The organism is Cryptosporangium arvum DSM 44712 (assembly GCF_000585375.1).
GTDB classification, from domain to species: Bacteria; Actinomycetota; Actinomycetes; order Mycobacteriales; family Cryptosporangiaceae; genus Cryptosporangium; species Cryptosporangium arvum.
The window spans coordinates 7,806,000-7,832,698 of record NZ_KK073874.1 but is presented as its reverse complement, the minus strand read 5'-3'; the positions used below and the strand labels follow the sequence as shown (position 1 = coordinate 7,832,698).

Below are 26,699 nucleotides of genomic sequence, written 5' to 3'. Positions count from 1 at the left end.
GGGGACTGTGCCGCAGGAGCACCTCGGGAGCGTGACGCCTCCACGCGGACTCCGCGGCCGCGGAGCGCGCACCTCCTAGCACCTGGGTGGGGCGGTGTGCTGCTGTCCACATACCGGCTGGATGCCCACCGGGCGCTGTTCGCCGTCGGCCGAGGGGCCGGGCGCTGGCTACGGTCGTTCGCGTGCAGCCGGAGTCGTGGGTCGATCAGCTCGCGGCCGAGCGGGCGACCAGGGTCGAACGCAAGGCCGCCGAGCGGGCGTTCCACGCGTTGCGTCGGCGCCACGGTGTGCGGGCCCGGAACCAGGCCAAGCTCGAGCGGCTCGAGGAGGAGGTGTCCTACTTGCCCGATGGCGGGTCGTAGCGGCGTAGGCGGCGCTTGACGGCGGCCACGTAGCGTCGGCGGCGGCGTTCCTTGACCTTGTCGACGGCGCGGGTCCAGAGGCCGGCCTCCGCGGCCGGGGCGGCGGTGACCCGGTGGGCACCGAGGGGGTGGCTCGATGCGTTCGCCAGCGTCATGGGTCGATCACCCCCCGGAGCATCGCGCGAGTTAGTGTTTCGGCTCCACTTATTGTGTCGTGCCTGACAAGTGAATGCTGTCAGCTATCCGGCGGACAATCATCACAGCCGAATCCGGAACTTGTCACAAATGTCCGGTAAAGAACTCGGCCATGCGCTCCGTGGCCGGGTCGACGTACTCGGGGCGGTCGTACAGATCGATGTGGTTCGTGGTCTCGAGCCAGAGGATCTCGCTCGGACCGGTCGCCCGTTCGAACACCGCTCGTGCGCCGTCGGGCGAGCAGAACGCGTCGGTGGTGCCGTGGACGACGAGCAGCGGCGTCGGCCCGAGGAAGTCGGCGCCGATGGCCAGGTCCACCGTGATCAGCTCGCGGACGGTCTGCCGGGTGAGCCGGTTGACCCAGCCGGGGCTCGCCGAGCGCTCGGTGCCGTAGTACGCGAACGGCTCGGCGCCGGCCATCACCGCCGGTTCGTCCTCGTCGCCGGACACCGCGGCGAGGTAGTCGACCTGCCCGGTGCGGTACTGCTCGGCGGCGGATTCGGCGAAGTGCGCGAGCTGCGCCCGGTAGCCGTCGGCACCCATCGCCGAGCGCATCGCGGCGGGGTCGTTGTACCCACCGGCGATGCACGCCACCGCCTTGATCCGCGGGTCGAACGCGGCGAACCGCAGCGCGTACCCGCCGCCGAGGCAGACCCCGACCGCACCGATGCGGGCGGCGTCGACGGCCGGGTGGATCCCCAGCGCGCTGACCGCGTCGCGGAGGTCGGCGAGCTTGCCCGCGGCGTCCTCGTGCTGACGGGGCTCCCCGTCGCTCGCGCCGAAGTTCCGGTGGTCGAACGCCAGCGTGACGTACCCGGCCGCGGTCAGGCGCTCGGCGTATCCACCGACGACCTGCTCCTTGACGCCGGAGAGCGGACCGGTGAACACGAGCGCCGGCCAACCGCCGTCCGGGGCCTGGCCGGACGGGACACGCAGGACGCCGGCAAGGGCCAGCCCGTCGCTGTGGAACTCGAAATCCGTTTCGGTCACGCCACAGGATCGCACGTTATGCACAGGTCCGATTCCCGCCAGCCTCCGAGGGGGTCCGCAGGGCAGGATCGTTGTCGTGACCGCTCTACTCGACCCCGATTTCTGCTACCGCGTCGCTCGCAGCCGCGACTCGCGGTTCGATGGGCAGTTCGTGCTCGCGGTGACGTCCACCGGCATCTATTGCCGCCCGAGCTGCCCGGCGATGACGCCGAAGCGCAGCAATGTCCGCTTCTACCGCACCCCGGCGACAGCGCAGGCCGAGGGCTTCCGGGCCTGCCTGCGCTGCCTGCCCGACGCGGCGCCCGGCTCGCCCGACTGGGATCTGCGTGCCGACCTGGTCGGGCGGGCGATGCGGCTGGTCAGCGATGGTGTCGTCGAGCGCGACGGCGTCAGTGGCCTGGCCCAGCGGCTCGGCTACTCGGCCCGCCATCTCAACCGGCAACTCATCGCCGAGCTCGGCGTGGGGCCGCTCGCACTGGCGCGGGCCCGGCGGGCGCAGATCGCGCGCACGCTGATCGAAACCACCGCGTTGCCGTTCGCCGAGGTCGCGTTCGCGGCCGGGTTCAGCAGCATCCGGCAGTTCAACGACACCGTGCGTGAGGTGTTCGCGTCGACGCCGAGCGAGCTGCGGGTCAAGCGCGGCTCGAAGGCGGTCGGCGGCCCCGGCGTGATCAGTCTTCGGCTCGCGTACCGGGAGCCGTTCGACGCCGCGGCGCTCTGGGGCTTCCTCGGAGCCAGAGCGGTGCCGGGGGTCGAGCGGATCGACGGGGACACCTATCAGCGAACGCTCCGGCTCCCGCACGGGGTCGGCGCGGTCGCGCTCACTCCGGCCGCCGGGTACGTCCGCGCCGAGCTGACGCTCGCGGACCTGCGCGATCTCGGCACCGCCGTGCACCGCTGCCGGCGCCTGCTCGATCTGGACGCCGACCCGGTCGCGGTCGACAGCGCGCTGGCCACCGACCCGGTGCTCGAAGGGCTCGTCGCCGCGCACCCGGGCCTGCGTGTTCCGGGCGCGGTCGACGGTACGGAACTCGCGGTCCGCGCGGTGCTCGGCCAGCAGGTGTCGGTGGCGGCCGCCCGCACGGTCGCCGGCCGGTTGGCCGAGGCCTACGGCGACCCGGTCGAGCCCGAAGGCGCACGCGTCTTCCCGTCGGCCGGTGTGCTGGCCGAACTCACCCCGGCCGACCTGCCGATGCCGGCCAGCCGGGCGCGATCGTTGCTCGCGCTGTGCGCCACGCTCGCCAGCGGTGACCTCGTCCTCGATTCCGGCACCGACCCCGCCGACGCGTTGGCGGTTCTCCAGGAGATCCCCGGCATCGGGCCCTGGACCGCCGGTTACATCGCGCTCCGCGCCACCGGAGCTCCCGATGTGTTCCTCCCCGGTGATCTCGGGGTCCGACGCGCGGCCGCGCGCCTCGGGCTGCCCGGGACACCGCACGCGCTTGACGACTACGCGAGCCGCTGGCGCCCGTGGCGGTCGTACGCCGTGCTCCACCTGTGGCAATCCGAACACCAGTGAGAAAGGACGGACGTCATGTCCTCCCCGACCTACTACGCCACGGTCGACACCCGGATCGGCCCGTTCACCGCGATCGAGACCGACGGCACCGTGCTGGCCAGCGGCTGGACGAGCACGATCGAGGATCTGATCGGGATCATCCATCCGTCGCTGCGTCCGGCCGAGTTCTCGGCCCGGGCCGAGCTGGGTGACGTCACCAAGGCGATCGTGCAGTACCACGAGGGCGACCTCACGGCCATCGACGCGATCCCCGTTCGCCAGCGGTCCGGAGAGTTCCTGCAGCAGGCCTGGGAGGTCCTGCGTACCGTGCCGCCGGGCTCGGCGATCACCTACACGGAGTACGCCCGGCTGGCCGGCAACCCGGCCGCGATCCGGGCCGCGGCGTCGGCCTGTGCCCGCAACGCGGCCGCGTTGTTCGTGCCGTGTCACCGCGTGCTACGGCAGGACGGCACGCTCGGCGGATTCCGCTGGGGCGTCCAGGTCAAGCGTCGGCTCCTCGATCACGAGGCTCGCACAGACGTTTGATTTCACGCGTGTCGCTGTCCGGTTGGTCGAACGCTGCGTGCTTCACTGTGCGGGTTTCGCCGAGGTTCTACCGTGGATCTCCGACGTACACAGTGGAAAGTGAGCGCGCATGGTCATGGGGCCTACCCATGCCATCTCCGGAGCGGCCGCCTGGTTGGTCGGCTCCGCGGTGGCGGCCCAACTCGGTCATTACATGCAGTCGCCGATCGAGCTGACGACCTACACGGTCGCGTGCGCTGGGGCCGCGTTACTGCCTGACCTGGACACCTCGGGCAAGGTGACCAAGAACCAGGGCGGCGCCACGGTGGCCCGCACGTTCGGCGTCGTCTCGTTGTTCCTCGCCGAATGCGTGGAGAAGTTCTCGCTCGGCGTCTACAAGCTCACTCGCTCGAAGCGCGACGGCAAGCGACGCAACGGCCACCGCACGTTCACGCACACCTGGCTGTTCGCTGCCGGGCTCGGTGCCGGCACAGGCTACCTGGCTGAGCAGTACGGCAAGACGGCCGTGGCCATCGCGTTGTTCTTCCTCTTCGGACTCGGCATCCGCGGCCTGATGGCGGATGCGGTGAAGGCGTCCGGATGGATCATCGTCACCGCGCTGTCCGCGGCCGCCGCGTACGTCGCGATCGACACGTTGCCCGCCGACCGGGGCTATCCGTTGCTCGGTCTCTCGGTCGGCATCGGCTGCGTGGTGCACACGTTCGGCGACATGATCACGAAGGCGGGCTGTCCGGTGCTGTGGCCGCTGCCGATCCGTGGGGAACGGTGGTACGAGATCGGTATGCCCGACAAGATCGCGGTGCGCGCCGGTGGCACGGTGGAGCGCACGGTGCTGGTGCCGGCGTTCACCGTTTTGGCCGTGCTGGGAGTGATCGTCAGCGTGCCTGGTGTCGCAGCGCTGCTCAGCCGGCTGCTGGGTCAACTCTCCTCCACATAATGAGACGGTATTCCTGAATCGTGAGAACACCGATAAGGTCGGAGGCATGAGCACGCAGACCTGGGATGCCGCGCTGTACGACCGTCACCACGGTTTCGTCGCCTCGTACGGGCAGGATCTGCTCGAACTGCTGGCCGCGCTCCCCGGTGAGCGCGTGCTCGACCTGGGCTGCGGCACGGGTGACCACGTGGCGTTGCTGCGCTCGCGCCGGGTGGTCGCCGACGGCGTCGACGCCAGCGCCGAGATGATCGCCCGCGCCGAGGAGAAGTACCCCGACTTCCCGTACTTCTCGGTCGCGGACGCCCGGAAGCTGGGCGTCGAGAACCGGTACGACGCGGTGTTCTCCAACGCGGTGCTGCACTGGGTGCCACAGCCGTGGCGGGTCGCCTCGTCGGTGGCCAAGGCACTGCGGCCCGGCGGCCGGTTCGTCGCCGAGTTCGGCGGCTCCGGCAACGTCGGCACGATCGTCGGCGCCGCGCAGGAGGTCCGGGCGGAAGCGGGCCTGCCGGCGGCGCGGACGCCCTGGTACTACCCGTCGGTGGCGCAGTACGCGAGGGTGGTGGAGCGGGCCGGGCTCGAGGTCCGTTCGGCGTGGTTGTTCGATCGCCCCACCGTGCTCGACGGCACCGCCGGTCTGGAGAACTGGGTGCGTATGTTCGCCGCGTTCCTGCTCGACGGCGTGGACGAGGCGGTGTTCTTCCGGACGTTGGAGGAGCGCGTGCACGAGGTGCTCTGGCGCAACGGGGCCTGGTGGGCCGATTACCGCCGGCTCCGGATCGTCGCGGTGAAGTAGAAAACCGTTGGTGTCCTTCGTCATTCTGAAAACGAGTGAGGAGAAGGCCATGGGACGACCGGTTGTGCACTTCGAGATCATCGGCGCGGAGCCGGCGAAGCTCCGCGACTACTACGGCGCGCTGTTCGACTGGGAGTACGGCGTCGGTGACGCCACGACCGACACGGTCTCCCAGCCGGGCGAGTACGGCTTCATCGAGGCGAGCACCGCCGGCATCAACGGTGGGGTCGGCGGGGGCGAGGGCCACCGGCCCCGGGTGCTGTTCTACGTCGCGGTGCCGGACGTGGAGGCCGCCCTGTGCGACGCCGAGCGGCTGGGTGGCATCCGGGTGCTGGGGCCGGAACCGGCGTCGGGCGACTTCCAGGTCGGGCAGTTCGTCGACCCCGAGGGCAACCTCGTCGGCGTCGCGGGACCGCTGGGGTGAGGCCGTGAGCGAACTCCTCGGGGCACGGTTGCGGCTGCGCCCGTTCCGGTCCACGGACGAGGCGGCCGTTCACCGGTACGCCTCGGACCCCGAGGTGACCCGGTTCACCGACTGGGGCCCCAACACCCCCGCCGACACCGCCGAGTTCATCCGCGCGGTCGTCGCCCCGCCGTCGTCGGTGCATCCGTTCGCGGTGGAGCTGCGTGACTCCGGCGACGTGATCGGCGGCGTCGAGATGCAGGTGCGCGACGACCTCGGCGTTTTCGGGTACACGCTGGCACGCGCGTACTGGGGCCGCGGTTACGCCACCGAGGCCGCCCGGCTCCTCGTCGACCACGGGTTCGGGCCCCTGGGGCTGAAGCGGATCGAGGCGACCTGCTCGCCGGAGAACCTCGCGTCGGCCCGGGTGCTGACCAAGACCGGGCTCGAGCAGGTCGACCACCTGGTCGACCACGTGCTCGTGCGCGGGGTCTGGCGCGACTCGCTGATGTTCGCGATCGAACGGAAGTAGAAGCCGGAGCTGACCTCCGCGGGTCAGCGCCGGAACGCGGTGCGGAACTGTCGTACCCCCGGCGCAGGATGCGGTCATGCCTTTCGCCGACGAACTGCTTGGCGCACCCGCGCTGGCCGCGTTGACCCGCGCGCTCACCGCGGCGGCTCCGGAGAACCCGTTCACCGCGCTGCGCCGGGTCGAGCTCGGCGATCTTCCGCTCCGTGAGCGCAGCGACCTGATCCGCGACGCACTCCTCGCCGACCTGCCCGGCGGCTACGACTCGTTCGCGGCGACGATCCGGGCGGCGGCGCTCGGCGGCTGGGGCATCTGGCCGGTCACCACCGCGGCTGCCACCCGCGCACTGGAAAGCGGCGGCGATGCGGCGTTCGTCGACGTTTTCGCCCTGCTCGCGGAGCTCACCCCGCGGCTGAGCGGTGAGTTCGCGATCCGGGCGCTGCTCGCCCACGACCTGGACCGGGCGCTCCCGATCGTCCTGGACTGGGCGGAATCACCCGACGAGCACGTCCGTCGGCTGGCGTCGGAGGGCACGCGCCCGTTCCTTCCCTGGGCGAAACGTGTACCGGCGATCCTGGCCCGGCCGCGCGCGACGATCCCGATCCTCACCGCGCTCTACCGCGACGAGAGCGAGTACGTACGCCGGTCGGTGGCCAACCACCTCAACGACCTGAGCCGGAATCATCCGGAGCTGGTCGTGTCGACCGCGGCGGGCTGGCTGGCGGCACCCGACGAGAACACCGAGCGGCTGGTCCGGCACGCCCTGCGCACGCTGGTCAAGAAGGGTGATCCCGCGGCGCTGGCACTGCTGGGCTTCACCACGGGCGCCACGCTCGACGTGGTCGGGCCGACGCTGGCGGCCGTGGAGGTCCCGTACGGGGGCGCACTGCACTTCACCGCGGCGGTCACCAACCTCACCGACGAGTCGGCCGTCGTCGCCGTGGACTACGTCGTCCACCACCGGAAAGCCGACGGGCGGCTCACCGGGAAGACGTTCAAGCTCACCACCGCGACGCTGGCCCCGGGCGAGCGGCGGGAGATCTCGCGGAGCCATTCGTTCCGCGAGATCACCACCCGCCGCTACCACCCGGGGCTGCACGCCCTCGAGCTGCAGCTCAACGGCGTCGCCGCCGGTCGTACCGAGTTCTCCCTACTCAAGCGGCCTGAGTAGTGATGGCGCTCCGCACTGCGGCGACGAGTTCTCCCGGCAGGTCGACCAGCCCGTGGTCGGTGCGGGCGTGCCGGCCCACCAGGGCCAGGATCTCGTCGTCGGTGTCGCCGACGAACACCGCCGTACAACCGCGGACGACGTCACCACAGGCGAAGTGCTTCATGACCGGTCTCCGTTCGCAGGGAAACCGCCCGAGCCGGATGAGGGGCGGCTTTCGCAGGATCGGCTCGTTGTGGGCGCGCCTGAGGCGTTCAGCTGTGAGCGGTGTCTCGCGCCCCGACGACGTGCCGGGTCAGCTCGTCCATCAGCACGAGCCCGATCACCTGACCCCAGCCGTCGGTGCACACCACCGGGTCGAAACGGTGCGCCGAGGGCCGGGTCAGGGCACGCATCAGCACGTCCTCGGCGGCGTCCGAGGCGAGCACCCGCAGGCTCACCGGCAGCTGCCGGACCTCGCCGTCCCGAGGGTCCGGTGCGAAGATCGCGACCGGCGAGCCGCCGGCGTCCACCACGACCGTGGGGTCGGTCGAAGTCGTGGCCTCCACGCGGTCCGCGGTCGTGACGGCCACCTTGCTGAGCATCACGCTGGCGATCGCTTCGGTCGCTGCCACCCGGGAGGTCTCGGCCAGGATCCGCGATCGCACCTCCTCGGCCAGCGGCACCATCTGGTCGGCCGGGCGGCCGAGCAGCCATCCCTGGCCGAGCGGTACGCCCATCCGGCAGAACGTCGCCAGTTCTCCGACGGTCTCGATGCCCTCGGCCAACAGCCACGCGTCCAGCTGGCCGGCGAACTGGCCGAGCAACTCGGCCAGCGCCGCTCGGGCCGGGTCTCGGTCGGCGCCCGCGACGAGCGCCCGGTCGAGCTTCACCAGCTGCGGACGGAGCTCGAGGATCTGCTGGAGGCCGGCGTAACCGCTGCCGGCGTCGTCGACCGCGATCAGCGCACCGGCCGCACGCAGCCGGTGGGTTTCGGCGGTGATCGACGCCAGGTCGCCGAAGGCCACGTGTTCGGTCAGCTCGACGACGACGCGGGAGAGCTCGGAGACGCTGCCGAACGCCGCGTCGAGCTCCGGCGAGCCGAGCAGGTGCGGGCTGACGTTCACCGTGAGGAACGCGTTCGGTGGCAGCTCGCCGAGCCGGGCCAGGGCCCGGGTGATCACCACGCTCTCCAGGGCGGGGCCGAGCCCGTTCTCCTCGGCGGCGCCGAACCACTGGTCGGGAGCGAGGCGGTCGCCGACGCCCGGAACCGGCGCGTCGATGCGTGCCAGCGTCTCGTAGCCGGCGACGGTGCCCCGGGCGAGGTCGGCGATCGGCTGGAACACGACGCGGATCTGCTCGGGCGCGGCCAGCACCTCGGTGATCGCGGTGCGCCAGGCCGACTGGCGCCGGAGCGCGGCCGGGTCGGGCGGCATCGTCGGGCGAGAGCGGATCTTCTGGCCACCCCACCACGAGGAGGAGTCGTCGAGCGGGTCGTAGCCCGGCTCGGTGAGCCCTGTCACCAGTGGGCTGCTCATCCGGCCGACTCTTCACCCGCGTCGCGCATGCCCTCGCCCTGGTCTTCCGTGGTGACACGTCGGGTAGCCCATCGGGCCGAAAACACAAAACCTGAGAGATGCGGGGCAACGCCCCGATCTCCCAGGTCAGTGGTGCTTAGGCCGTGTCCTGCGAGCGAGATTCGCAGGACATGGCCTAGGCCTGCGTCCCGGCATCTGCGGCCTCGGTGTCCTCGGCCTGCTTGCGCACCTCGTCCATGTCGAGGGCACGCGCCTGGCCGATCAGGTCATCGAGTACGTCACCGGGAAGCGCACCCGGGCGGGCGTAGAGCACGACGCGGTCGCGGATCACCATCAGCGTCGGGATCGACTGGATGTCGAAGGCGGCGGCCAGCTGCTGCTGAGCCTCGGTGTCGACCTTGCCGAACACGATGTCGTCGTTAGCCTCGGAGGCCTTCTCGAACACCGGCGCGAACTGGCGACACGGACCGCACCAGCTAGCCCAGAAGTCCACCAGCGTAATTCCATCGCGCGCCAGCGTCTCGTTGAAGTTCTCGGTGGTCAGTTCCACCGTGGCCATCGGTGTCTCCCTCGGTTGTCGCTTGTCGTGTCAGAACAACGCGGCAGTCGGTCAGATCCTTCCTTGAGTGCCCCGTCCGACCGATAAGAGAACCTCTGGCAGGCTGGGGCGGTGGTCACCCCTCTGCTGGTCGTCGTCGGAGCAGCGATCGTCAACGACCGTGGTCAGGTGCTGGCCGCTCAGCGCGCCGAGCCTCCCGCACTGGCCGGGGGCTGGGAGTTCCCCGGCGGCAAGGTCGAGCCGGGGGAGCCCGAGGAGGTCGCGATCGTCCGGGAATGTCGGGAAGAGCTCGGCGTGGAGATCGAGCTCGTCGAGCGGCTCGGCGGTGACCTGCCCCTGGAGCGCGACCATTGGGTGCTGCGGGTGTGGATCGCGCGCCTCGTCGCGGGGGAGCCCACCGCCCTCGAACACGCGGCGCTGCGCTGGCTCGACGCCACCGAGCTCGACGACGTCGCCTGGCTGCCCGCCGACGCGCCGCTGATCGACGAGCTCCGGGTCCGGCTGGCGACGGTGTGACGTGCCGGTTCTCATCACGACGACGTTGATCCACGCCCCGGCGGCGCTGGTGTTCGACCTCGCGCGGGACGTCCGCGAACACACCGCCGCACTCGTGCACACCGCCGAGCGCACGGTCGCGCCGGGTCGGGTGAACGGGTTGCTGGAGGCCGGTGACCTGGTGTGTTTCCGCGCCCGGCACTTCGGGCTCCCGTTCGCACTGGACGCGCGGGTGGTGGACGTCGACGCGCCGCACGGGTTCAGCGACGAGCAGGTGCGAGGTCCGTTCCGCGCGTTGCGTCACGACCACGTGTTCGTCGAGACCGGCGCCGGGACGCTGGTGACCGACCGGATCGAGTGGGAGTCACCGCTCGGTCTGCTCGGCCGTCTCGCCGACGAGGTGGCGGTGCGGCGTCAGCTGCTCGGGATCCTGACCGCGCGCAACGCCCACCTCAAGCGGCGGGCCGAAGTCAGGGCAGCGCCCTAGCTTTCGCCAGCGTGGCGGCGGCGAGTTGCACGGCCGAGTTGCGCGTGCGCTCGCCGAGACGCCAGGGCTCGATCGTCGAACCGGTCGCCAGGTGCCGGTCGTAGGGCAACAGGGCCGGGACCACGCCGAACGGGGCGAACGCCTCAGCGGTGCGGTTCAGGTCGATGCCCACGGCCTGAGGTGACATGGCGGTCAGCGCGATCATGGCTTGCTGAAGGCGCTGCGGGTTCCACTCGCGGATCCACTCCAGCGCCCGGCGGGCGCTGACCACGCCGTCGATGCTCGCCGGGGTGGCGAGGACGATCGCGTGCGCGTCGGAGAGCACGGCCTGGTTGAGCGGCGTCACCATGCCGGCGCCGGCGTCGACGACCGTGACCGCGAAGTACCGGCTGATGCCGTGCAGGACGCCGAAGTAGGCGTTGGGGGCCACGGTCTCCGGAGCGGCCGAACCTCGCTCGCCGGAGAGGATCCAGGCGCCGGACTGGCTGCGGCCGAGGCACCGTTCGGCCTCGTCGAGCGTCGACCACACCCGCGGCACCTTGCCGAGGTTGGCCAGCGAGGTGGGGGAGCTCGCGCCCAGGCGCAGGCCGAGCGAGCCCAGGTCGGGGTCGGCGTCGACGGCGAGCACGCGGTCCCCGCGGTGGGTGGCGTAGGCGCTGACCAGCAGCGCGGCGACGGTGCTCTTGCCGGATCCGCCGCGGATGCCGAGGACGGCGATGCGGCGGCCGGTGGTGACCGGTGCGCCGAGTTCGCCGGCGACGTCGTCGGCTCCGCGGGTGCTGCGGCCGGCGCCGCGGACGCTGCTGCGCAGGCGCTGCAACCGGTTGTCGGCGTGTTCGGGCATCGGGAGCAGGCCCGAGGGGGTCCATTGCTGCTGGACGGGCGTCGCGTCGGGGCCGAAGACCTTGGAGGGGCCCTGGGGCATCGGAGGTTGCCCCGGCGGTAACCCCTGCGGCGCCCCGCCCGGAAAGCCGCCACCGGGCTGCGACGCGCCCTGAGCCCCGGGCATGTACCCGCCGGGAACATGACCGCCGGGAACGTGCGCCCCCGGAACCGGCCCCCCAGCAACCGGCCCCCCAGCAACCGGGCCACCAGGAGCCAGACCCCCTGGGGCCAGACCCCCAGGAATCGGGCCTCCCGGAATCTGGTCCCCGGGCACCCCCGCGCCGGGCACCCCCGCGCCGGGCACCCCCGCGCCGGGCACCCCCGCGCCGGGCACCGGCGCCCCAGGGATCCCTGCTCCAGGAACCCCAGCTCCCGGCGTATTGCCCTCGGGAGTCTGTGCCCAGGAAACCTGCACCCCAGGAACCTGCCCCCCGGAAACTCCAGCCCCCGGACCTTGGCCATCGGAAGCCTGCGCCCAGGAAACCTGCACGCCGGGAACCTGCCCCCCGGGAACCTGACTCCCCGGCACCGGTGCTCCCGGAACCGTCCCGTCCGGCTGCGGTCCCGGCACCCCGGACCCAGGCACCCCCGGCGCACCTGACCCTGACGCCGGAAAACCTGACGCCGGAAAACCAGACGTACCGCCCCCACCCCCCGGCACCCCCGAGGTCGGCACACCGTTGAACGGCGAGCCCCCGTACCCGTTCGGCGGCGGAAACCCCGCGTCCGAAGCCGAATAGACCGGCGGAAAACCCGCGGCGCCGTTCGGGAACGGCTGGCCCGACACCGGTGCGTACGGCGCGCCCGGCGGCGGCGGAAACCCGTTCGGATCGGGCGACGGCGACGGCGACGGCGACGGCGCCGACGACAGCGGCGGCAACGGCGGGAAGGACGTGGCCGGTGTGATGGCCTCGGGGGAGCTCGCCGCGGAACTCTGCGTCGGGATCAACGATGGCAACTCACCGTGCGGAAGCATCGTGGTGGCCTCCGCGCCGGCCTCGTCCGCGTTCGGTGGGAACGCGGTCGGAATCGGCGCGGTGACGCCTAACGCGGCCGGATCGACCCGCTGCGTCGCCGTCGAATCGTCCGGATCCAGGTCCGGTCCGACGCTGACCTGATGGCCGTTGGTGCTGGTGGGCTCAGGCGCGAGGTCTCGCAGGACCGACCCTTGCCAACCCTGTCGACCAGGCTCGGAACTCGTCACGGTGCGGCCTTCCCGTCCTCTCCGATTACCGCAGTCAGGCTAACGAACGGATCTTCGGAAGTCCCATTCCGGCGGGAAAGTGCACCCCGAAGGGCGGCTCGGCACGCGGAGTCGGCCTGCCGGGTGGTCTCCGGGAGCCGATATCCGGCGCTCAGCGCGAGCGTCAGCGCACACGCGGTGTCGAGGTCGACGCGGTGACCGATCGAGACGTACACCGGCTTGACGCCGTCCCGGGTACGCAGCGCGCGTCCGATGACCTCGGTGCCGTCGAGAAGGTCGGCGGTGGCGCCCCGGCGATCACCGGGGCCACCCTCGGCGCGTCCGACAAATGGCGTTTTTGCGACGCCGACCGACGGTAGGTCGGTGCGCACGCCCAGGTGGCAGGCGAGACCGAACCGGCGTGGGTGGGCCAGGCCGTAGCCGTCGCAGACCAGCACGTCGGGCCGGACCGGCAGCCGCCGCAGCGCCTCGGTGAGGATCGGGATCTCACGGAACGCGAGCAGGCCGGGCACGTAGGGGAAAGCGGCCCGGCCGACGACGGTGGCCTGCGCCACGGGCTGCCGGGTGGCCACGTCGAGCACGACCACGGCCCCGGCGATCAGATCCGACGCGGTGTCGTAGGCCACGTCGACGCCGGCCGCGAGGCGCAGCATCTCGAGCGGGGGGCCGGAGCGAAGCACCGTGCCGCGCAGCGCATCCTGCACGGCGACCGCTTCGGCCTCGGTGGTCGGCCAGTCGGTCATGCCCCCAGGTTATTCGGGTGCCTTCTGTCGTACCCCTCTGCCACTGTGCGGGAATGCCGACGCCCGCGCAGTACCTCGATTCCCTCGCCCGGCGTGAGGCCGCGGGCGAGACCATCGACTTCCTGTTCTTCTGGAAAGCGCTGCCCGGCCCGGGCCGTTTGAGCCAGTGGTGGCAGCAGCCGTTCACGGTCGAAGGCGTGGAGTACCGAAGCGCCGAGCACTGGATGATGGCCGGCAAGGCCCGGCTGTTCGGCGACGACGAAGCGCTCGCGAAGATTTTGGCCGCCGAGCACCCGATGCTCGTGAAGAAGCTCGGCCAGACCGTGCGTAACTTCGACGAGAAGGCCTGGAAGGCCCACCGCTTCGACATCGTGGTCGAGGGAAACCGGGCCAAGTTCCGCGATCCGGAGCTCGCCGGGTATCTGCGCGGCACCGGTGACCGGGTCCTGGTCGAGGCGAGCCCGCTCGACCGCATCTGGGGCATCGGCCTGGCCGACGACGCCCCCCACGCCCGCACGCCGTCGAAATGGCGCGGCCTCAACCTGCTCGGATGGGCCCTGACCGAAGTCAGGGCCCATCTCGGCGGGGCCGTGCTCCCAAGCCCGGCGCGCCCCTAGCTCTTGCGGCGGCCGATCTTGTTGCCGAGCCAGGTGATCGGGTCGTACTTGCGGTCGACGACGCGTTCTTTCATCGGAATGATCGCGTTGTCGGTGATGTGGATGTGCTCGGGGCACACCTCGCTGCAGCACTTCGTGATGTTGCAGTAGCCGATGCCCTGGGTGGCCTGCGCGAACTCTTTACGGTCCGCGCGGGAGTCCAGCGGGTGCATGTCGAGTTCGGCCGCCCGGATGAACAGCCGCGGGCCGGCGAACTCCGGCTTGTTCTCGTCGTGGTCACGCACCACGTGGCAGGTGTTTTGGCAGAGGAAGCACTCGATGCACTTCCGGAACTCCTGCGAACGCTCGACGTCGACCTGCTGCATCCGGTACTCGCCCGGCTCCACCCCCGGCGGCGGCGAGAACGCGGGCATCTCCCGCGCCTTCTCGTAGTTGTACGAGACGTCGGTGACCAGGTCGCGGATGAGCGGGAACGTCCGGATCGGAGTGACCGTGACGGTCTCTTCCTCGGCGAACGTCGTCATCCGGGTCATGCACATCAGCCGCGGCCGGCCGTTGATCTCCGCCGAGCACGACCCGCACTTGCCGGCCTTGCAGTTCCACCGCACGGCCAGGTCGGGCGTCTGGGTCTGCTGCAGCCGGTGGATGACGTCGAGAACGACCTCGCCCTCGTTGACCTCGACCTCGTAGTCGTGCAGCGCTCCGTCGGCCTCGGCGGCCGTGATCGTCTCGTCGGGACGGCCGGCGCCGCGCCAGACCCGGAACTTCGCCTGGTAGCCCATCAGCCCCTGCTTCCCTCGGAATGGCTCCTACCCACCGCGTCGCCGGTGGTACTGCGCTCGTCCGCGACCGTCTCGGGCGACGAGTCGCGTGACTCGTCGTCCGCCGGTTGCCGGGCGGCGGCCACCACCGCGGGCGGTGCGTCCGGTTCGGAAGCCAACACGGAAAGCTCGTCGGACGTGAGGTACTTCGACAGCTCCGATCGGTCGAACAACGAGAGCAGCTCGACCGGCATCGTCGGCAGCGGCTGTTCGCGGACGGCTACGCCGGGTTCGTCCTTGCGCAGCGAGCAGATCAGGTTGCGCTGCCGCCATTGCGCGGACATCTCCGGGAAGTCGTCCCGGGTGTGACCACCGCGGCTCTCCTCACGGATCAGCGCGGCCCTGGCCACGCACTCCGCGACGACGAGCAGGTTGCGCAGGTCCAGCGCGACGTGCCAGCCCGGGTTGTAGGTCCGCCCGCCGGCGGCCGAGACCGTGGACGCGCGCTCCCGCAGCGAAACCAGCGTGGACAGGGCGTTCTCGATCTCCGGCGCCTTCCGGATGATGCCGACCAGTTCGTGCATGGCCTTCTGCAGGTCGAGCTGCACCTGATAGGGGTTCTCGCCGTCGGAGCGCTCCAACGGCGTCAGCGCGAACGACACCGCGTCGTCGACGTCGGCGTCGAGCACGGACGGGCGGCCTTCCAGACCGGAGACGTACTCCGCGGCGTACGAACCCGCCCGGCGCCCGAAGACCAGCAGGTCGGAGAGGGAGTTACCGCCCAGGCGGTTGGAGCCGTGCATGCCGCCGGACACCTCGCCGGCCGCGAAGAGACCGGCGACGCCGACCGCGGCCTGGGAGTCCGGGTCGACCTCGACCCCGCCCATCACGTAGTGGCAGGTCGGCCCGACCTCCATCGGCTCGGCCGTGATGTCGACGTCGGCCAGCTCCTTGAACTGGTGGTACATCGACGGCAGGCGGCGCCGGATCTCGTCGGCGGGCAGCCGCTTCGACACGTCCAGGTAGACGCCGCCGTGCGGGGAGCCGCGCCCGGCCTTCACCTCGGAGTTGATCGCGCGCGCGACCTCGTCGCGGGGGAGCAGCTCCGGGGGACGCCGGTTGTTGTCGGCGTCGGTGTACCAGCGGTCGGCTTCTTCCTCGGTGGTCGCGTACTTGTCCTTGAACACGTCCGGGATGTACTCGAACATGAACCGCTTGCCCTCGGAGTTCGTCAGCACGCCGCCGTCACCGCGCACCGACTCCGTCACCAGGATGCCCTTGACCGAGGGCGGCCAGACCATCCCGGTGGGGTGGAACTGCACGAACTCCATGTTGACGAGGGTGCCGCCGGCCCGCAGTGCCAGCGCGTGCCCGTCGCCGGTGTACTCCCACGAGTTCGACGTCACCTGGAAGGACTTGCCGATGCCACCGGTGGCCAGCACGACCGCGGGTGCCTCGAACAGCAGGAACCGGCCGTCGTCGCGGGCGTAGCCGAACGCCCCGGAGATCCGGTCGCCGTCCTTGAGCAGCTCGCTGATCGTCACCTCGTGGAAGACCCGCAGGTACTTCTCGAAATCGCCGTGCTCGCGTTTGTCGTCCTGCTGGAGGCTGACGATCTTCTGCTGCAGCGTCCGGATCAGCTCGAGGCCGGTGCGGTCGCCGACGTGCGCGAGACGTGGGTACTCGTGGCCACCGAAGTTGCGCTGGCTGATCTTGCCGTCCTTGGTGCGGTCGAAGAGCGCACCGTAGGTCTCCAGCTCCCAGATCCGCTCCGGCGCCTCGCGGGCGTGCAGCTCGGCCATGCGCCAGTGGTTGAGGAACTTGCCTCCGCGCATCGTGTCGCGGAAGTGCACCTGCCAGCTGTCTTTGCTGTTGACGTTGCCCATGGCGGCCGCCGCGCCGCCCTCGGCCATCACCGTGTGGGCCTTGCCGAACAGCGACTTGCAGATGATCGCCGTCCGCATGCCCTGCTGGCGGGCCTCGATCGCCGCGCGCAGACCGGCGCCTCCGGCGCCGATCACGATGACGTCGTAGGAATGCTTCTCGATGTTGGTCATTGAACTCACCCGACGAATCGCAGATCGGAGAACCAGCCGGCCGCCAGCGCCATCACGTAGAAGTCCGTGAAGGCGAGCGTGCCGAGCGTGAGCCACGCCAGTTCCTGGTGCTTGCCGTTGAGCCGCGACACGAATGTCCAGGCCCGGTACCGGACCGGGTGCTTGGAGAAGTGCTTGAGCCGCCCGCCGACGATGTGCCGGCAGGAGTGGCACGACAACGTGTACGCCCAGAGCGCGACGACGTTGGCGAGCAGGATCACGTTGCCCAGCCCGAAGCCGAAGCCGTCACCCGACCGGAACGCCGCGAACGCGTCGAACGTGTTGATGATCGAGATCAGGAACGCGGCGTAGAACGCGTAGCGGTGGGCGTTCTGCCCGATCAGCGGGAAGCGGGTCTCACCGGTGTACTTCGCGTGCGGCTCGGCCACGGCGCAGGCCGGCGGCGAGAGCCAGAACGACCGGTAGTACGCCTTCCGGTAGTAGTAGCAGGTCAGCCGGAACAGCAGCAGGAACGGCAGGCTGAGCGCGGCGTACGGGATGAACCAGACGTCCGGCAGCACCCGCCCGAAGTGCGCGGCCTCCGGCACGCAGCCGGTGGAGACGCAGGGCGAGTAGAACGGCGTCAGGTAGTGGTAGTCGTCGACCCAGTAGTACTTCTGCATGAACGCCCGCACGGTCGCGTAGGCGATCCAGGCCACCAGGCCCAGGACGGTCAGCAGCGGGGTCAGCCACCAGCGATCCGTGCGTAGCGTCCGGACGCGGATCTTCGCGCGTGCGCGGGGCTCGCTAGCGGGGGAGACAGCTGGGGGGATAGGGGGTGCACTCATGCCTGGGGTGGCTCCTGTGAAGTTATGTGCGTGGCCTACCTGCGGCCGCCGAGGCCTTCGTCGTCACAATCACGCCAGAGGTCCGGTGGATAGGGCGTGTCGGACACGTAGTGGAGGCGAGGTTCTTCGGCCCGCGCGGGCGGAAGTTCACCGATCTCGTCCAGGTCCTCGATGAGCCGGCGGACGTCACTCACGAGCCGCCGCACGCCGAGCGTCTCGGTGTGCTGGGCCTGCAGCTGACCGACCGCCCGGTCGAGTTCGAGAAGCGCGCGCCTGACCTGGGCGAGCTCCGTGGTTTCGTTCGCACGCACCGACATCGTGACCACCTCCGTGGCGCCTCGACGCGGTTCGGGGACGCCGGGCATCGTCAGCCCGCCGGCGCCCCTGTGCGCGTCGACCCTACGTACCGGCAGTCTGCCGTGATCCATCCCACACGGGAAGCGTTTACGGCTAACCGGCGCGCCGCGATTGGGTCTTTATCGTGCAAAGTCTGAATCGAGACGTCACGGAATCAGTTCAGCCGGTGACGAGTGCATCGATCTCGGACGCCAGGTCGAGATCTTTCGCCGTGACCCCGCCGGCCGAGTGGGTGACGAGCGCGAACGTGACCGTCCGCCACCGGATGTCGATGTCGGGATGGTGGTCGCGCTGCTCGGCGACGACCGCGACCCGGTCGACGAGCGCGATCGCGGCCGGGAAGGACTCGGCTTCCACCGTTCGACGGATCCCCGTCGGGTCCCCGGACCACTCCGGCCGGGTCGCGAGTGCCGCCGTGATCTCGTCCGCACCGAGCGTGATGTCAGCCATGGTCCGACCGTGGACCTTCCGCGCGGAACCAGCAAGTGCGGAGCCCCGTAGAATGGCGTTTGGCCCGGTGTCATCTGCGTCGCGGGCGAACCCCGAACAACTCCAGGAGCGACCTCGTCATGCCCGCCCAGTCCGTAGACACGGTGCTGTCCCGCCGCGAGGATCTGCGCAACGTCGCGATCGTCGCGCACGTCGACCACGGTAAGACCACGCTTGTCGACGCCATGCTCTGGCAGTCCGGTGCGTTCAGCGAGCACCAGCGGGAGCAGGGGGACGTCGACGACCGGGTCATGGACTCGATGGACCTCGAGCGCGAGAAGGGCATCACCATTCTCGCGAAGAACACCGCGGTCCGGTACGGCGACACCACGATCAACATCATCGACACCCCCGGCCACGCCGACTTCGGCGGTGAGGTCGAGCGCGGCCTCTCGATGGTCGACGGCGTCCTGCTGCTCGTCGACGCCAGCGAGGGCCCGCTCCCGCAGACCCGCTTCGTGCTGCGCAAGGCGCTCGAGGCGAAGCTGCCGGTGATCCTCGTCGTCAACAAGGTCGACCGGCCCGACTCCCGCATCGCCGAGGTCGTCGACGAGGCGTACGAGCTGTTCCTCGACCTGGACGCCGACGAGCACCAGATCGAGTTCCCGATCGTCTACGCCAGCGCGAAGGCCGGCCGGGCCTCGCTCGAGCGGCCGGCGAACGCGAGCCTGCCCGACAGCGAGAACCTCAAGCCGCTGTTCGACGCCATCCTGGAGACGATCCCGGCGCCGAAGTTCAACCCCAGCGTCCCGCTGCAGGCGCACGTCACGAACCTCGACTCGTCGCCCTACCTGGGCCGCCTGGCGCTCTGCCGGGTGCACAACGGGACGATCAAGAAGGGCCAGCAGGCCGCCTGGTGCCGGGCCGACGGCTCGATCGAGCGGGTCAAGATCACCGAGCTGCTGATGACCGACGCGCTGGAGCGCAAGCCGGTCGAGTCGGCGGGCCCCGGCGACATCATCGCGATCGCCGGTATCCCCGAGATCACGATCGGTGAGACGCTCGCCGACCCCGAGGACCCGCGTCCGCTGCCGGTCATCACGGTCGACGAGCCCAGCATCTCGATGACGATCGGCATCAACACCTCGCCGCTGGCCGGCGAGAGCGGCAAGAAGCTCACCGCCCGCCTGGTCAAGAGCCGGCTCGACGCCGAGCTCGTCGGCAACGTGAGCATCCGCGTGCTCCCCACCGAGCGGCCCGACACCTGGGAGGTCCAGGGCCGCGGTGAGCTGCAGCTCGCCGTCCTGGTCGAGATCATGCGCCGCGAGGGCTTCGAGCTCACCGTCGGCAAGCCCCAGGTCGTCACCCGGGAGATCGACGGCAAGGTGCACGAGCCGATGGAGCGGCTGACCATCGACATCCCGGAGGACTACCTCGGGGTCGTCACGCAGCTGATGGCCCTGCGCAAGGGCCGGATGGAGCAGATGGTCAACCACGGCACCGGCTGGGTGCGGATGGAGTACCTGGTTCCTGCGCGTGGCCTGATCGGCTTCCGCACCGAGTTCCTCACCGACACCCGCGGCACCGGCCTGCTGCACCACGTCTTCGAGAAGTACGAGCCGTGGCACGGCGAGCTGCGTACGCGTCCGACCGGTTCGCTCGTCGCCGACCGGCGGGGCCCCACCACCGGGTTCGCGCTGGCGAACCTCCAAGAGCGGGGCGTGATGTTCGTCGGGCCGGGCACCGAGGTCTACGAGGGCATGATCGTCGGCGAGAACTCCCGGTCCGACGACATGGACGTCAACCCGACCAAGGAGAAGAAGCTCACGAACATGCGCCAGTCGTCCGGCGACGTGCTGGTGCCGCTGATCCCCTACCGGCAGATGTCGATGGAGCAGGCGCTCGAGTTCTGCCGTGAGGACGAGTGCATCGAGGTCACCCCGGCCACCGTGCGGATCCGGAAGGTCGTGCTCTCCGGCCACGAGCGGGAGAAGACGCGCGGCCGCCGCAAGTGGGCCAACCCGCCGGCGTAATTCGGCGCTCATACCGCCCCGGGCCACTCGCCCGGGGCGGTTTTGTTTTACCGGCCCGGTGCCGTTAGCGAATTGATACCGAAGTTAAATCCGTAGACGACACTGCTACGCGCTGTCGCGTCGGCTCGACGTCCGTGATTGAGCTGTTACACGATTGTGGGCTGGGGACGCCTCGCCGTAATGAACATTCGCGTAGCTTTTCGGCGGGGCGACGCAGACCGGCATCTGCACGTCACAACGGGACGACCCGTATGTGTTGCATGCTGCAACTTTGTGCTGACGCTCCGTAATACAAGGAAGGAGAACGCCAGCGATGAGCCATGTCGGCGGCGATCGACCCGCGACGGAAGCGGCCGGCGGCCTCAGCGGTCCCGGCCCCGTCCTGCCGCTCGACACGGAGGCGGTGCTCGCGCCGGCCGCCGGAGACGAGCCCGGCGACCGCGGTGACAAGCAGCCCAAGGTTCAGGGCCGCTCACCCGGACAACTCGCCTGGCTGCGCCTGCGCCGCGACAAAGTCGCGGTGACCAGCGTCGTCGTGCTGGTGTTCTTCCTTCTGGTCGCGATCTTCGCAGACCTGATCGTGTCCGCCTACGGAATTAACAAGGACCAGCTCTTCGGGGACGAGCTCGACTCGATCGGCTATCCGCTCGGTTACCTGGGCGGAGTCAGCGGCGAGCACTGGTTCGGCCTGGAGCCGCAGCTCGGCCGCGACATCTTCGTGCAGTTGGTCTACGGCGCCCGGACGTCACTCGGGATCGCATTCGCGGCCGCGGTCTTCAGCACGGTGATCGGCGTGGTCATGGGCCTGGTCTCGGGTTTCCTGGGCGGCTGGGTCGACTCGGTGATCAGCTGGATCACCGACCTGCTACTGGCGTTTCCCTTCATCATCTTCTCGCTCGCGGCAATTCCGATCATCAACACCTTGATCACGGGTTCCGTGCAGAAACAACCGAGTGTCGAATCACGCATCTACGTCGTCGTCGGCGTGCTCGTGACGTTCGGCTGGATGAGCACGTGCCGGCTCGTCCGAGGCCAAGTTCTCTCGCTCCGCGAACGCGAGTTCGTCGACGCCGCCCGCGCGGCCGGCGCGGGCACCCGGCACATCATCTTCCGGCAGCTGCTGCCGAACCTGTGGGCGCCGATCCTGGTGACGTTCTCGCTGGCGGTGCCGCAGTACGTCACGACCGAGGCGGCGTTGTCGTTCCTCGGTATCGGTGTCACCGAACCGGTGCCGGACTGGGGTCGGATGATCTTCCGGTCCACCAGCTACGTGTCCGCCGACCCGGCGTACGCGTTCTTCCCCGGCATCGCCCTGTTCTTGCTCGTGCTTGCGTTCAACCTGTTCGGTGACTCGCTGCGCGACGCACTTGATCCCCGGTCAGCGCGATGACCGGTTCCTTGGGAAGAAGAGAGGTAACCGTGCGACGACCAGTACGGATGCTGAGCGTCGGCGTCCTTGCGGTGGCGCTCGCCGCTGCCGGCTGCAGCAAGAACACCGGCGACAACGACACCACCGGCGAATCGACGAAGGCGGAGACGCAGACCGCCACGCTCGCGGAGAACTCGGACGGACCCGCTCCCGAGGTTTCCGGTGCCAAGAAGGGCGGCACCGTCACGCTGTACACCAGCGGCGACTTCGAGCACCTCGACCCGCAGCAGAACTACGTCGTGCCGTCGCAGACGACCGGCTCGAACCTGCTGTACCGGACGCTGACCCAGTACCGGGAGAACGGCGACGGCAAGCTCGAGGTCGTGGGTGACCTCGCCACGAACACCGGCGAGGAGTCCAACGGCGGCAAGACCTGGAAGTACACGCTGAAGGACGGCCTGAAGTACGAGGACGGCTCGGCGATCACCGCCCAGGACGTCGCGTACGGCATCGCCCGCTCGTTCAGCCCGGACCTGCCGAACGGCCCGCACTACATCCAGCAGTGGCTGGCCGGTAGCGCGGACTACAACGCGAAGTACAAGGGCCCGTACAACGGCGGCGCGAAGACCCCGCCGGGTGTCCAGGTCCCGGACGCGAAGACGATCATCTTCACGTTCCCGGAGGCGCACGCGGACACCCCGTTCGCGATGGCGCTGCCGACCTCGTCGCCGGTGCCGCCGGCGCGTGACACGAAGATCCAGTACGACAACCGGCCGTTCTCGTCCGGCCCGTACAAGATCCAGACGTACAACCGCACCCAGAAGATGGTGCTGGTGCGTAACGAGAACTGGGACCCGAAGACCGACCCGATCCGGCACGACTTCCCGGACCAGTACGTCGTCGACTTCACCCGGACCGCCGAGCAGGCCAGCGAGCTGCTGATCTCCGACGCCGGTGCGGCCCAGACCGCGCTGACCTTCCAGGACATGACGATCCCGGCGAGCGTCTACCCGAAGGCCGTTGCGCAGGCCAAGGACCGGATCCTGACCGGCCCGACGCAGTACGTCTGGCAGATCAACTTCAACACCCAGCGGGTCACCGACCTCAAGCTGCGCCAGGCGCTGAACTACGCGATCGACCGCCAGGGCCTGCTGAAGGTCTGGGGCTCCTACGCCGGTGAGGCGGGCACCACGCTGCTCTCGCCGACGACGTCGGGCTACGACAAGTACAACGCCTACGACGGCGGCGCCACCGGCAACATCGAGAAGGCCAAGGAGCTGCTCGGCGGCAAGACCGTCAAGCTGACCTACGCCTACCGCAACACCGAGCGCAACCAGGCGATCGCCGCGTTCCTGCGGAGCAGCCTGAAGCCGGCCGGTGTCGACCTCACGATCCAGCCGGTCGACGAGGACCAGTACTACACGGTCATCGGAAAGAAGAACAACCAGTTCGACATGTACATGTACGGCTGGGGTTCGGACTGGCCGGGAGCCGGAACGGTCATCCCGCCGCTGTGGGACGGCAAGCGGATCACGCCGGAAGGCAACAACAACACGGCGTACCTGAACGACCCGAAGACCAACGAGGAGATCGTCCGGATCCTCGGGCTGTCCGACCTGACCGAGGCCGACAAGGCCTGGGGCGCGCTGGACAAGGACATCATGACCCGCCTCGCGCCGACCATCCCGGTCATCTACGACAAGCAGACGACCCTGTACGGCTCGAAGATCGGCGGCATCTACCTGAGCAAGCCGTACGGCAACTCGGGTCTGAACAACCTGTACGTCAAGTAGTCACTGCTGCTCCGGTCGGCCGTCGGTTCGGCGGCCGACCGGAGCACTCGGCTGGGAGAGGTCCGTGGCCCGGTTCATCCTGCGGCGAGGCTCACTCGCGCTGCTGACATTGTTCGGCGTGAGCGTCCTCACCTTTTTTATGTTCTTCGCGGTTCCGACCAGCCCGGCCGAACTGCAGTGCGGTCGCGACTGCCGCCCCTCCCAGGTTCAGAACATCGAGAAGCAACTCGGCCTGGACCAGCCGCTCTGGACGCAGTACGGCCAGTACATGAAAGGCATCGTGGTCGGTCGCACGATCGGCGAGGGCGACACCGCGATCAAGTGCGACGCGCCGTGCCTGGGCTGGTCGTTCCGGAGCAGCGAGGCGGTGTCCAGCATCGTCGGGCGCGCGCTCCCGGTGACGATCTCGATCGTCCTCGGTGGAGCCGCGATGTGGGCGTTGCTGGGTGTCTCGCTCGGCTTCATCTCCGCCTTGCGCCGCGGTACCTGGATCGACCGGTCAGCGATCGGTTTCTCGCTCGCCGGTGCCTCGCTGCAGATCTACTTCGTCGGCCTGCTGCTGCAGGTGCTCTTCGTCTACACCTTGAAATGGCTGCCGACGCCGTCCTACACCAGTCCGTTCGAGAGCGTCGGGGACTGGCTGACCGGCATGATCCTGCCCTGGACGACGCTCGCGTTCCTCAACTCGGCGATCTACGCCCGGCTCACCCGCGCCCAGATGCTCGAAACCCTGTCCGAGGACTTCGTCCGCACGGCCAGGGCCAAGGGGCTGCCACCCCGGCAGGTCTACCTGCGTCACGCGCTGCGCGCCGGCATCACGCCGATCGTCACGATCTTCGGCCTGGACCTGGGCGTCTCGCTCGGTGGTGCGGTGATCACCGAGAACGTGTTCGGCATGCCGGGCGTCGGGTTCGTCGCGGCGGAGGCCGCGCGGCAGCTGAACCTGCCGGTCGTCATGGCCACGGTGCTGCTGGCCGCGTTCTTCATCGTGTTGACGAACGTGGTCGTCGACTGGCTCTATGCGTACATCGATCCGCGGGTGAGGCTCGGATGACTGAATCTGCTGAGGCTGTTGCCCCTGATGGGGAAGAGGACTTCCTCCGCGTCGATGACCTCAAGGTCTCGTTCGCGACCATGGACGGCACCGTGCAAGCCGTCGACGGTGTGAGTTACGGCGTCCGCCGTGGACAGACGCTCGGCATCGTGGGCGAGTCCGGCTCCGGCAAGTCCGTGAGCAGCATGGCCATCATGGGGCTGCACGACCTGAAGCGCGCGGAGATCACGGGCAGCATCACGGTCGGCGGCCGTCAGATCATCGGCTGTCCGGAGGAAGAGGTCCGGAAGCTGCGTGGCCAGACGATGGCCATGATCTTCCAGGACCCGCTCTCGGCGCTGCACCCGTACTACACGGTGGGCCGGCAGATCGTGGAGGCGTACCGCATCCACCACCCGGACGCGTCCAAGAAGGTCGCGCGCACGCGGGCGATCGAGATGCTCGACCGGGTCGGCATCCCGCGCCCGGACAAGCGCGTCGACAGCTACCCGCACGAATTCTCCGGCGGTATGCGCCAGCGCGCGATGATCGCGATGTCGCTGGTCAACGACCCCGACCTGCTGATCGCCGACGAGCCGACCACCGCGCTGGACGTGACCGTCCAGGCCCAGATCCTCGACCTGCTCGAGGACCTGCAGTCCGAGTTCCACTCGGCGGTCATCATCATCACCCACGACCTGGGCGTGATCAGCCAGATCGCCGACGACGTCCTGGTGATGTACGCCGGGCGCGCGGTCGAGAAGGGCACCGTCGAGCAGGTGCTGCGCCGCCCGCAGCACCCGTACACGTGGGGCCTGCTCAACTCGGTGCCCTCGCTGCACGGCGACGCCGAGGCCGACCTCGTCCCGATCAAGGGAAGCCCGCCCAGCCTGCTCAACCGTCCGTCCGGCTGCGCGTTCCACCCGCGCTGCCCGTACGCCGGCCAGAACGGCGACCGCTCGTTCACCGACGTGCCGGAGCTGCTGCCGGTGCTGGACGACGCCGGGCACTCGGTGGCGTGCCACCTGCCGGCCGACCGCCGGCGTGAGATCTACCAGCGGGACATCGCAGAGGCAGGGGTGGCGCTGTGAGCGTCGAGGCGACCGAGACGTCGGTCCAGGAGAGGAAGCCCTCGCGGGAAGCGCTGCTGTCCGTCCGCGGGCTGGCGAAGCACTACCCGGTGAGCGGCGGGCTGTTCGGCGAGAAGGCCGTGGTGCGCGCGGTCGACGGCGTCGACTTCGACGTCGCACCCGGCGAGACGCTGGGGCTGGTCGGGGAGTCCGGCTGCGGGAAGACCACGACCGGCCGGATGGTGATCCGCCTGCTCGAGGCCTCGGCCGGGTCGATCGCGTTCGAGGGCAAGGACGTGACGAAGGCCAAGGGCCGGTCGCTGACGCAGCTGCGCCAGGACATGCAGATCATCTTCCAGGACCCGTACTCGTCGCTGAACCCGCGGCACACGGTCGGCCGGATCGTCGAGATGCCGTTGAACGTCAACGGGATCGACCCGCCGGGCGGCCGCAAGAAGCGCGTCCAGGAGATGCTGGAGCTGGTCGGGCTCAACCCCGAGCACTACAACCGGTACCCGCACGAGTTCTCCGGCGGGCAGCGCCAGCGCATCGGCATCGCCAGGGCGCTCGTCGTGCAGCCGCGGTTCATCGTCGCGGACGAGCCGGTGTCGGCGCTCGACGTGTCGATCCAGGCGCAGATCATCAACCTGCTGCGCAAGCTGCAGAGCGAGCTGGACCTGGCGTTCCTGTTCATCGCCCACGACCTGGCCGTCGTCCGGCACTTCTCCCAGCGCATCGCGGTGATGTACCTGGGCAAGATCGTCGAGGTCGGTGACCGCGAGGCGATCTACGAGCGCCCGTCGCACCCGTACACCCGGGCACTGCTCTCCGCGGTGCCGGACGTGACGCAGCTCGGCACCGCGGACTCGAAGCGGATCCGGTTGACCGGGGACGTGCCGACGCCGCTCGACCCTCCGTCGGGGTGCCGGTTCCGTACCCGCTGCTGGAAAGCCCAGGAGCGGTGCGCCACCGAGGAACCGGCACTCACCCCCAAGCGCGGCGGGTCACTCGCCGCCTGCCACTTCCCGGAGACGTAGACGGC

Annotated in this window: 29 protein-coding genes; 17 read left to right on the top strand and 12 right to left on the bottom strand. The window is 69.7% G+C overall.

All coding sequences use genetic code 11. From position 1 onward, the window contains the following. Positions 1 to 182: 182 nt before the first annotated feature. Positions 183 to 362, top strand: a complete 180-nt coding sequence (locus CRYAR_RS35660) for a hypothetical protein (RefSeq protein WP_035857582.1) — start codon at positions 183 to 185, stop codon at positions 360 to 362. Here the strand turns inward: CRYAR_RS35660 and CRYAR_RS35655 are convergent. Together CRYAR_RS35655 and CRYAR_RS35650 are read right to left on the bottom strand one after the other, a co-directional pair. Next, complete coding sequence (locus CRYAR_RS35655) at positions 338 to 517, bottom strand: hypothetical protein (protein WP_035857580.1); 180 nt, start codon at positions 515 to 517, stop codon at positions 338 to 340. The two genes, CRYAR_RS35660 and CRYAR_RS35655, sit on opposite strands and share 25 nt — an antisense overlap. 124 nt (positions 518 to 641) lie before the next feature. Next, a complete protein-coding gene (locus CRYAR_RS35650) occupies positions 642 to 1,547 on the bottom strand; it encodes an alpha/beta hydrolase (RefSeq protein ID WP_035857578.1) in 906 nt (301 codons plus the stop codon). 76 nt (positions 1,548 to 1,623) lie between these two features. Between CRYAR_RS35650 and CRYAR_RS35645 the strand changes: the two genes are divergently transcribed. The 7 genes from CRYAR_RS35645 (at position 1,624) to CRYAR_RS35615 (ending at position 7,424) form a co-directional block, all read left to right on the top strand. Then, entirely contained in the window at positions 1,624 to 3,066 is a 1,443-nt protein-coding gene (locus CRYAR_RS35645) for a DNA-3-methyladenine glycosylase 2 family protein (protein WP_035857576.1), read from the top strand. Positions 3,067 to 3,081: 15 nt separating this feature from the next. Further along, positions 3,082 to 3,591, top strand: a complete 510-nt coding sequence (locus CRYAR_RS35640; protein ID WP_035857574.1) for a methylated-DNA--[protein]-cysteine S-methyltransferase — start codon at positions 3,082 to 3,084, stop codon at positions 3,589 to 3,591. Between the two features lie 109 nt (positions 3,592 to 3,700). Further along, on the top strand, positions 3,701 to 4,528 hold the full coding sequence (locus CRYAR_RS35635) for a metal-dependent hydrolase (protein WP_035857572.1): 828 nt from the start codon (positions 3,701 to 3,703) through the stop codon (positions 4,526 to 4,528). A 46-nt stretch (positions 4,529 to 4,574) separates the two neighbouring features. After that, a complete protein-coding gene (locus CRYAR_RS35630) occupies positions 4,575 to 5,321 on the top strand; it encodes a class I SAM-dependent methyltransferase (RefSeq protein WP_035857570.1) in 747 nt (248 codons plus the stop codon). A gap of 49 nt (positions 5,322 to 5,370) precedes the next feature. Beyond that, on the top strand, positions 5,371 to 5,745 hold the full coding sequence (locus tag CRYAR_RS35625; RefSeq protein ID WP_035857568.1) for a VOC family protein: 375 nt from the start codon (positions 5,371 to 5,373) through the stop codon (positions 5,743 to 5,745). 4 nt (positions 5,746 to 5,749) lie between these two features. Beyond that, positions 5,750 to 6,256, top strand: coding sequence for a GNAT family N-acetyltransferase (locus CRYAR_RS35620; protein ID WP_035857566.1), 507 nt, complete (start codon positions 5,750 to 5,752; stop codon positions 6,254 to 6,256). A 76-nt stretch (positions 6,257 to 6,332) separates the two neighbouring features. Next, positions 6,333 to 7,424: a DNA alkylation repair protein gene (locus CRYAR_RS35615; protein WP_035857564.1), complete on the top strand. Its 1,092-nt coding sequence runs from the start codon at positions 6,333 to 6,335 to the stop codon at positions 7,422 to 7,424. On the opposite strand, the gene CRYAR_RS35610 is transcribed toward CRYAR_RS35615, so the two are convergent. The 3 genes from CRYAR_RS35610 to trxA all read right to left on the bottom strand — a co-directional run bounded on the left by CRYAR_RS35610 (position 7,408) and on the right by trxA (position 9,497). After that, a complete protein-coding gene (locus tag CRYAR_RS35610) occupies positions 7,408 to 7,587 on the bottom strand; it encodes a DUF1059 domain-containing protein (protein WP_035857563.1) in 180 nt (59 codons plus the stop codon). The genes CRYAR_RS35615 and CRYAR_RS35610 overlap by 17 nt on opposite strands. A gap of 88 nt (positions 7,588 to 7,675) precedes the next feature. Then, positions 7,676 to 8,938: an EAL domain-containing protein gene (locus CRYAR_RS35605; protein WP_211247804.1), complete on the bottom strand. Its 1,263-nt coding sequence runs from the start codon at positions 8,936 to 8,938 to the stop codon at positions 7,676 to 7,678. A 175-nt stretch (positions 8,939 to 9,113) separates the two neighbouring features. After that, the gene (trxA, locus tag CRYAR_RS35600) at positions 9,114 to 9,497 is read right to left on the bottom strand and encodes a thioredoxin (RefSeq protein ID WP_035857561.1); all 384 of its coding nucleotides are present in this window, start codon (positions 9,495 to 9,497) and stop codon (positions 9,114 to 9,116) included. A gap of 111 nt (positions 9,498 to 9,608) precedes the next feature. On the opposite strand from trxA, the gene CRYAR_RS35595 reads away from it, so the two are divergent. Together CRYAR_RS35595 and CRYAR_RS35590 are read left to right on the top strand one after the other, a co-directional pair. Further along, positions 9,609 to 10,013 (top strand): (deoxy)nucleoside triphosphate pyrophosphohydrolase, encoded by a 405-nt coding sequence (locus CRYAR_RS35595; protein ID WP_035857559.1) that lies wholly within the window; start codon positions 9,609 to 9,611, stop codon positions 10,011 to 10,013. Position 10,014: 1 nt separating this feature from the next. Further along, a complete protein-coding gene (locus CRYAR_RS35590; protein WP_035857557.1) occupies positions 10,015 to 10,479 on the top strand; it encodes an SRPBCC family protein in 465 nt (154 codons plus the stop codon). Here CRYAR_RS35590 and CRYAR_RS35585 read toward each other — a convergent pair. Beyond that, the gene (locus CRYAR_RS35585; protein WP_084701398.1) at positions 10,463 to 11,404 is read right to left on the bottom strand and encodes a CpaE/TadZ family protein; all 942 of its coding nucleotides are present in this window, start codon (positions 11,402 to 11,404) and stop codon (positions 10,463 to 10,465) included. The genes CRYAR_RS35590 and CRYAR_RS35585 overlap by 17 nt on opposite strands. 1,160 nt (positions 11,405 to 12,564) lie before the next feature. Further along, positions 12,565 to 13,311, bottom strand: coding sequence for an endonuclease V (locus CRYAR_RS35575; RefSeq protein WP_063725811.1), 747 nt, complete (start codon positions 13,309 to 13,311; stop codon positions 12,565 to 12,567). Between the two features lie 53 nt (positions 13,312 to 13,364). Between CRYAR_RS35575 and CRYAR_RS35570 the strand changes: the two genes are divergently transcribed. After that, a complete protein-coding gene (locus tag CRYAR_RS35570; RefSeq protein ID WP_035857553.1) occupies positions 13,365 to 13,928 on the top strand; it encodes a riboflavin biosynthesis intermediates N-glycosidase in 564 nt (187 codons plus the stop codon). On the opposite strand, the gene CRYAR_RS35565 is transcribed toward CRYAR_RS35570, so the two are convergent. The 5 genes from CRYAR_RS35565 to CRYAR_RS35545 all read right to left on the bottom strand — a co-directional run bounded on the left by CRYAR_RS35565 (position 13,925) and on the right by CRYAR_RS35545 (position 18,380). Further along, positions 13,925 to 14,710 carry a succinate dehydrogenase/fumarate reductase iron-sulfur subunit gene (locus tag CRYAR_RS35565; RefSeq protein WP_035857550.1) on the bottom strand — a complete coding sequence of 262 codons (786 nt, stop codon included), beginning with the start codon at positions 14,708 to 14,710 and terminating at the stop codon, positions 13,925 to 13,927. The genes CRYAR_RS35570 and CRYAR_RS35565 overlap by 4 nt on opposite strands. Continuing rightward, positions 14,710 to 16,746, bottom strand: coding sequence for a fumarate reductase/succinate dehydrogenase flavoprotein subunit (locus CRYAR_RS35560; protein WP_051571368.1), 2,037 nt, complete (start codon positions 16,744 to 16,746; stop codon positions 14,710 to 14,712). Before CRYAR_RS35560 ends, CRYAR_RS35565 begins: the two co-directional genes overlap by 1 nt. Positions 16,747 to 16,751: 5 nt before the next feature. Continuing rightward, positions 16,752 to 17,573 carry a hypothetical protein gene (locus tag CRYAR_RS35555; RefSeq protein ID WP_035857548.1) on the bottom strand — a complete coding sequence of 274 codons (822 nt, stop codon included), beginning with the start codon at positions 17,571 to 17,573 and terminating at the stop codon, positions 16,752 to 16,754. A gap of 35 nt (positions 17,574 to 17,608) precedes the next feature. Beyond that, a complete protein-coding gene (locus CRYAR_RS35550) occupies positions 17,609 to 17,890 on the bottom strand; it encodes a hypothetical protein (RefSeq protein ID WP_035869126.1) in 282 nt (93 codons plus the stop codon). Positions 17,891 to 18,089: 199 nt separating this feature from the next. Continuing rightward, positions 18,090 to 18,380: a 4a-hydroxytetrahydrobiopterin dehydratase gene (locus CRYAR_RS35545; RefSeq protein WP_035857546.1), complete on the bottom strand. Its 291-nt coding sequence runs from the start codon at positions 18,378 to 18,380 to the stop codon at positions 18,090 to 18,092. A 119-nt stretch (positions 18,381 to 18,499) separates the two neighbouring features. Here CRYAR_RS35545 and typA point away from each other — a divergent pair, with 119 nt between their 5' ends. From typA to CRYAR_RS35515, 6 genes are all read left to right on the top strand, one after another. Beyond that, positions 18,500 to 20,392, top strand: coding sequence for a translational GTPase TypA (typA, locus tag CRYAR_RS35540; RefSeq protein ID WP_245620573.1), 1,893 nt, complete (start codon positions 18,500 to 18,502; stop codon positions 20,390 to 20,392). Positions 20,393 to 20,705: 313 nt separating this feature from the next. Further along, on the top strand, positions 20,706 to 21,782 hold the full coding sequence (locus tag CRYAR_RS35535) for an ABC transporter permease (RefSeq protein WP_084701394.1): 1,077 nt from the start codon (positions 20,706 to 20,708) through the stop codon (positions 21,780 to 21,782). A 29-nt stretch (positions 21,783 to 21,811) separates the two neighbouring features. Further along, the gene (locus CRYAR_RS35530; protein WP_035857544.1) at positions 21,812 to 23,554 is read left to right on the top strand and encodes an ABC transporter substrate-binding protein; all 1,743 of its coding nucleotides are present in this window, start codon (positions 21,812 to 21,814) and stop codon (positions 23,552 to 23,554) included. Between the two features lie 64 nt (positions 23,555 to 23,618). Further along, the gene (locus CRYAR_RS35525; RefSeq protein WP_035857543.1) at positions 23,619 to 24,608 is read left to right on the top strand and encodes an ABC transporter permease; all 990 of its coding nucleotides are present in this window, start codon (positions 23,619 to 23,621) and stop codon (positions 24,606 to 24,608) included. Next, a complete protein-coding gene (locus tag CRYAR_RS35520) occupies positions 24,605 to 25,678 on the top strand; it encodes an ABC transporter ATP-binding protein (protein WP_035857542.1) in 1,074 nt (357 codons plus the stop codon). The genes CRYAR_RS35525 and CRYAR_RS35520 overlap by 4 nt, the downstream gene beginning before the upstream one ends. Beyond that, entirely contained in the window at positions 25,675 to 26,694 is a 1,020-nt protein-coding gene (locus CRYAR_RS35515) for an ABC transporter ATP-binding protein (protein ID WP_035857541.1), read from the top strand. Before CRYAR_RS35520 ends, CRYAR_RS35515 begins: the two co-directional genes overlap by 4 nt. Positions 26,695 to 26,699 lie beyond the last annotated feature (5 nt).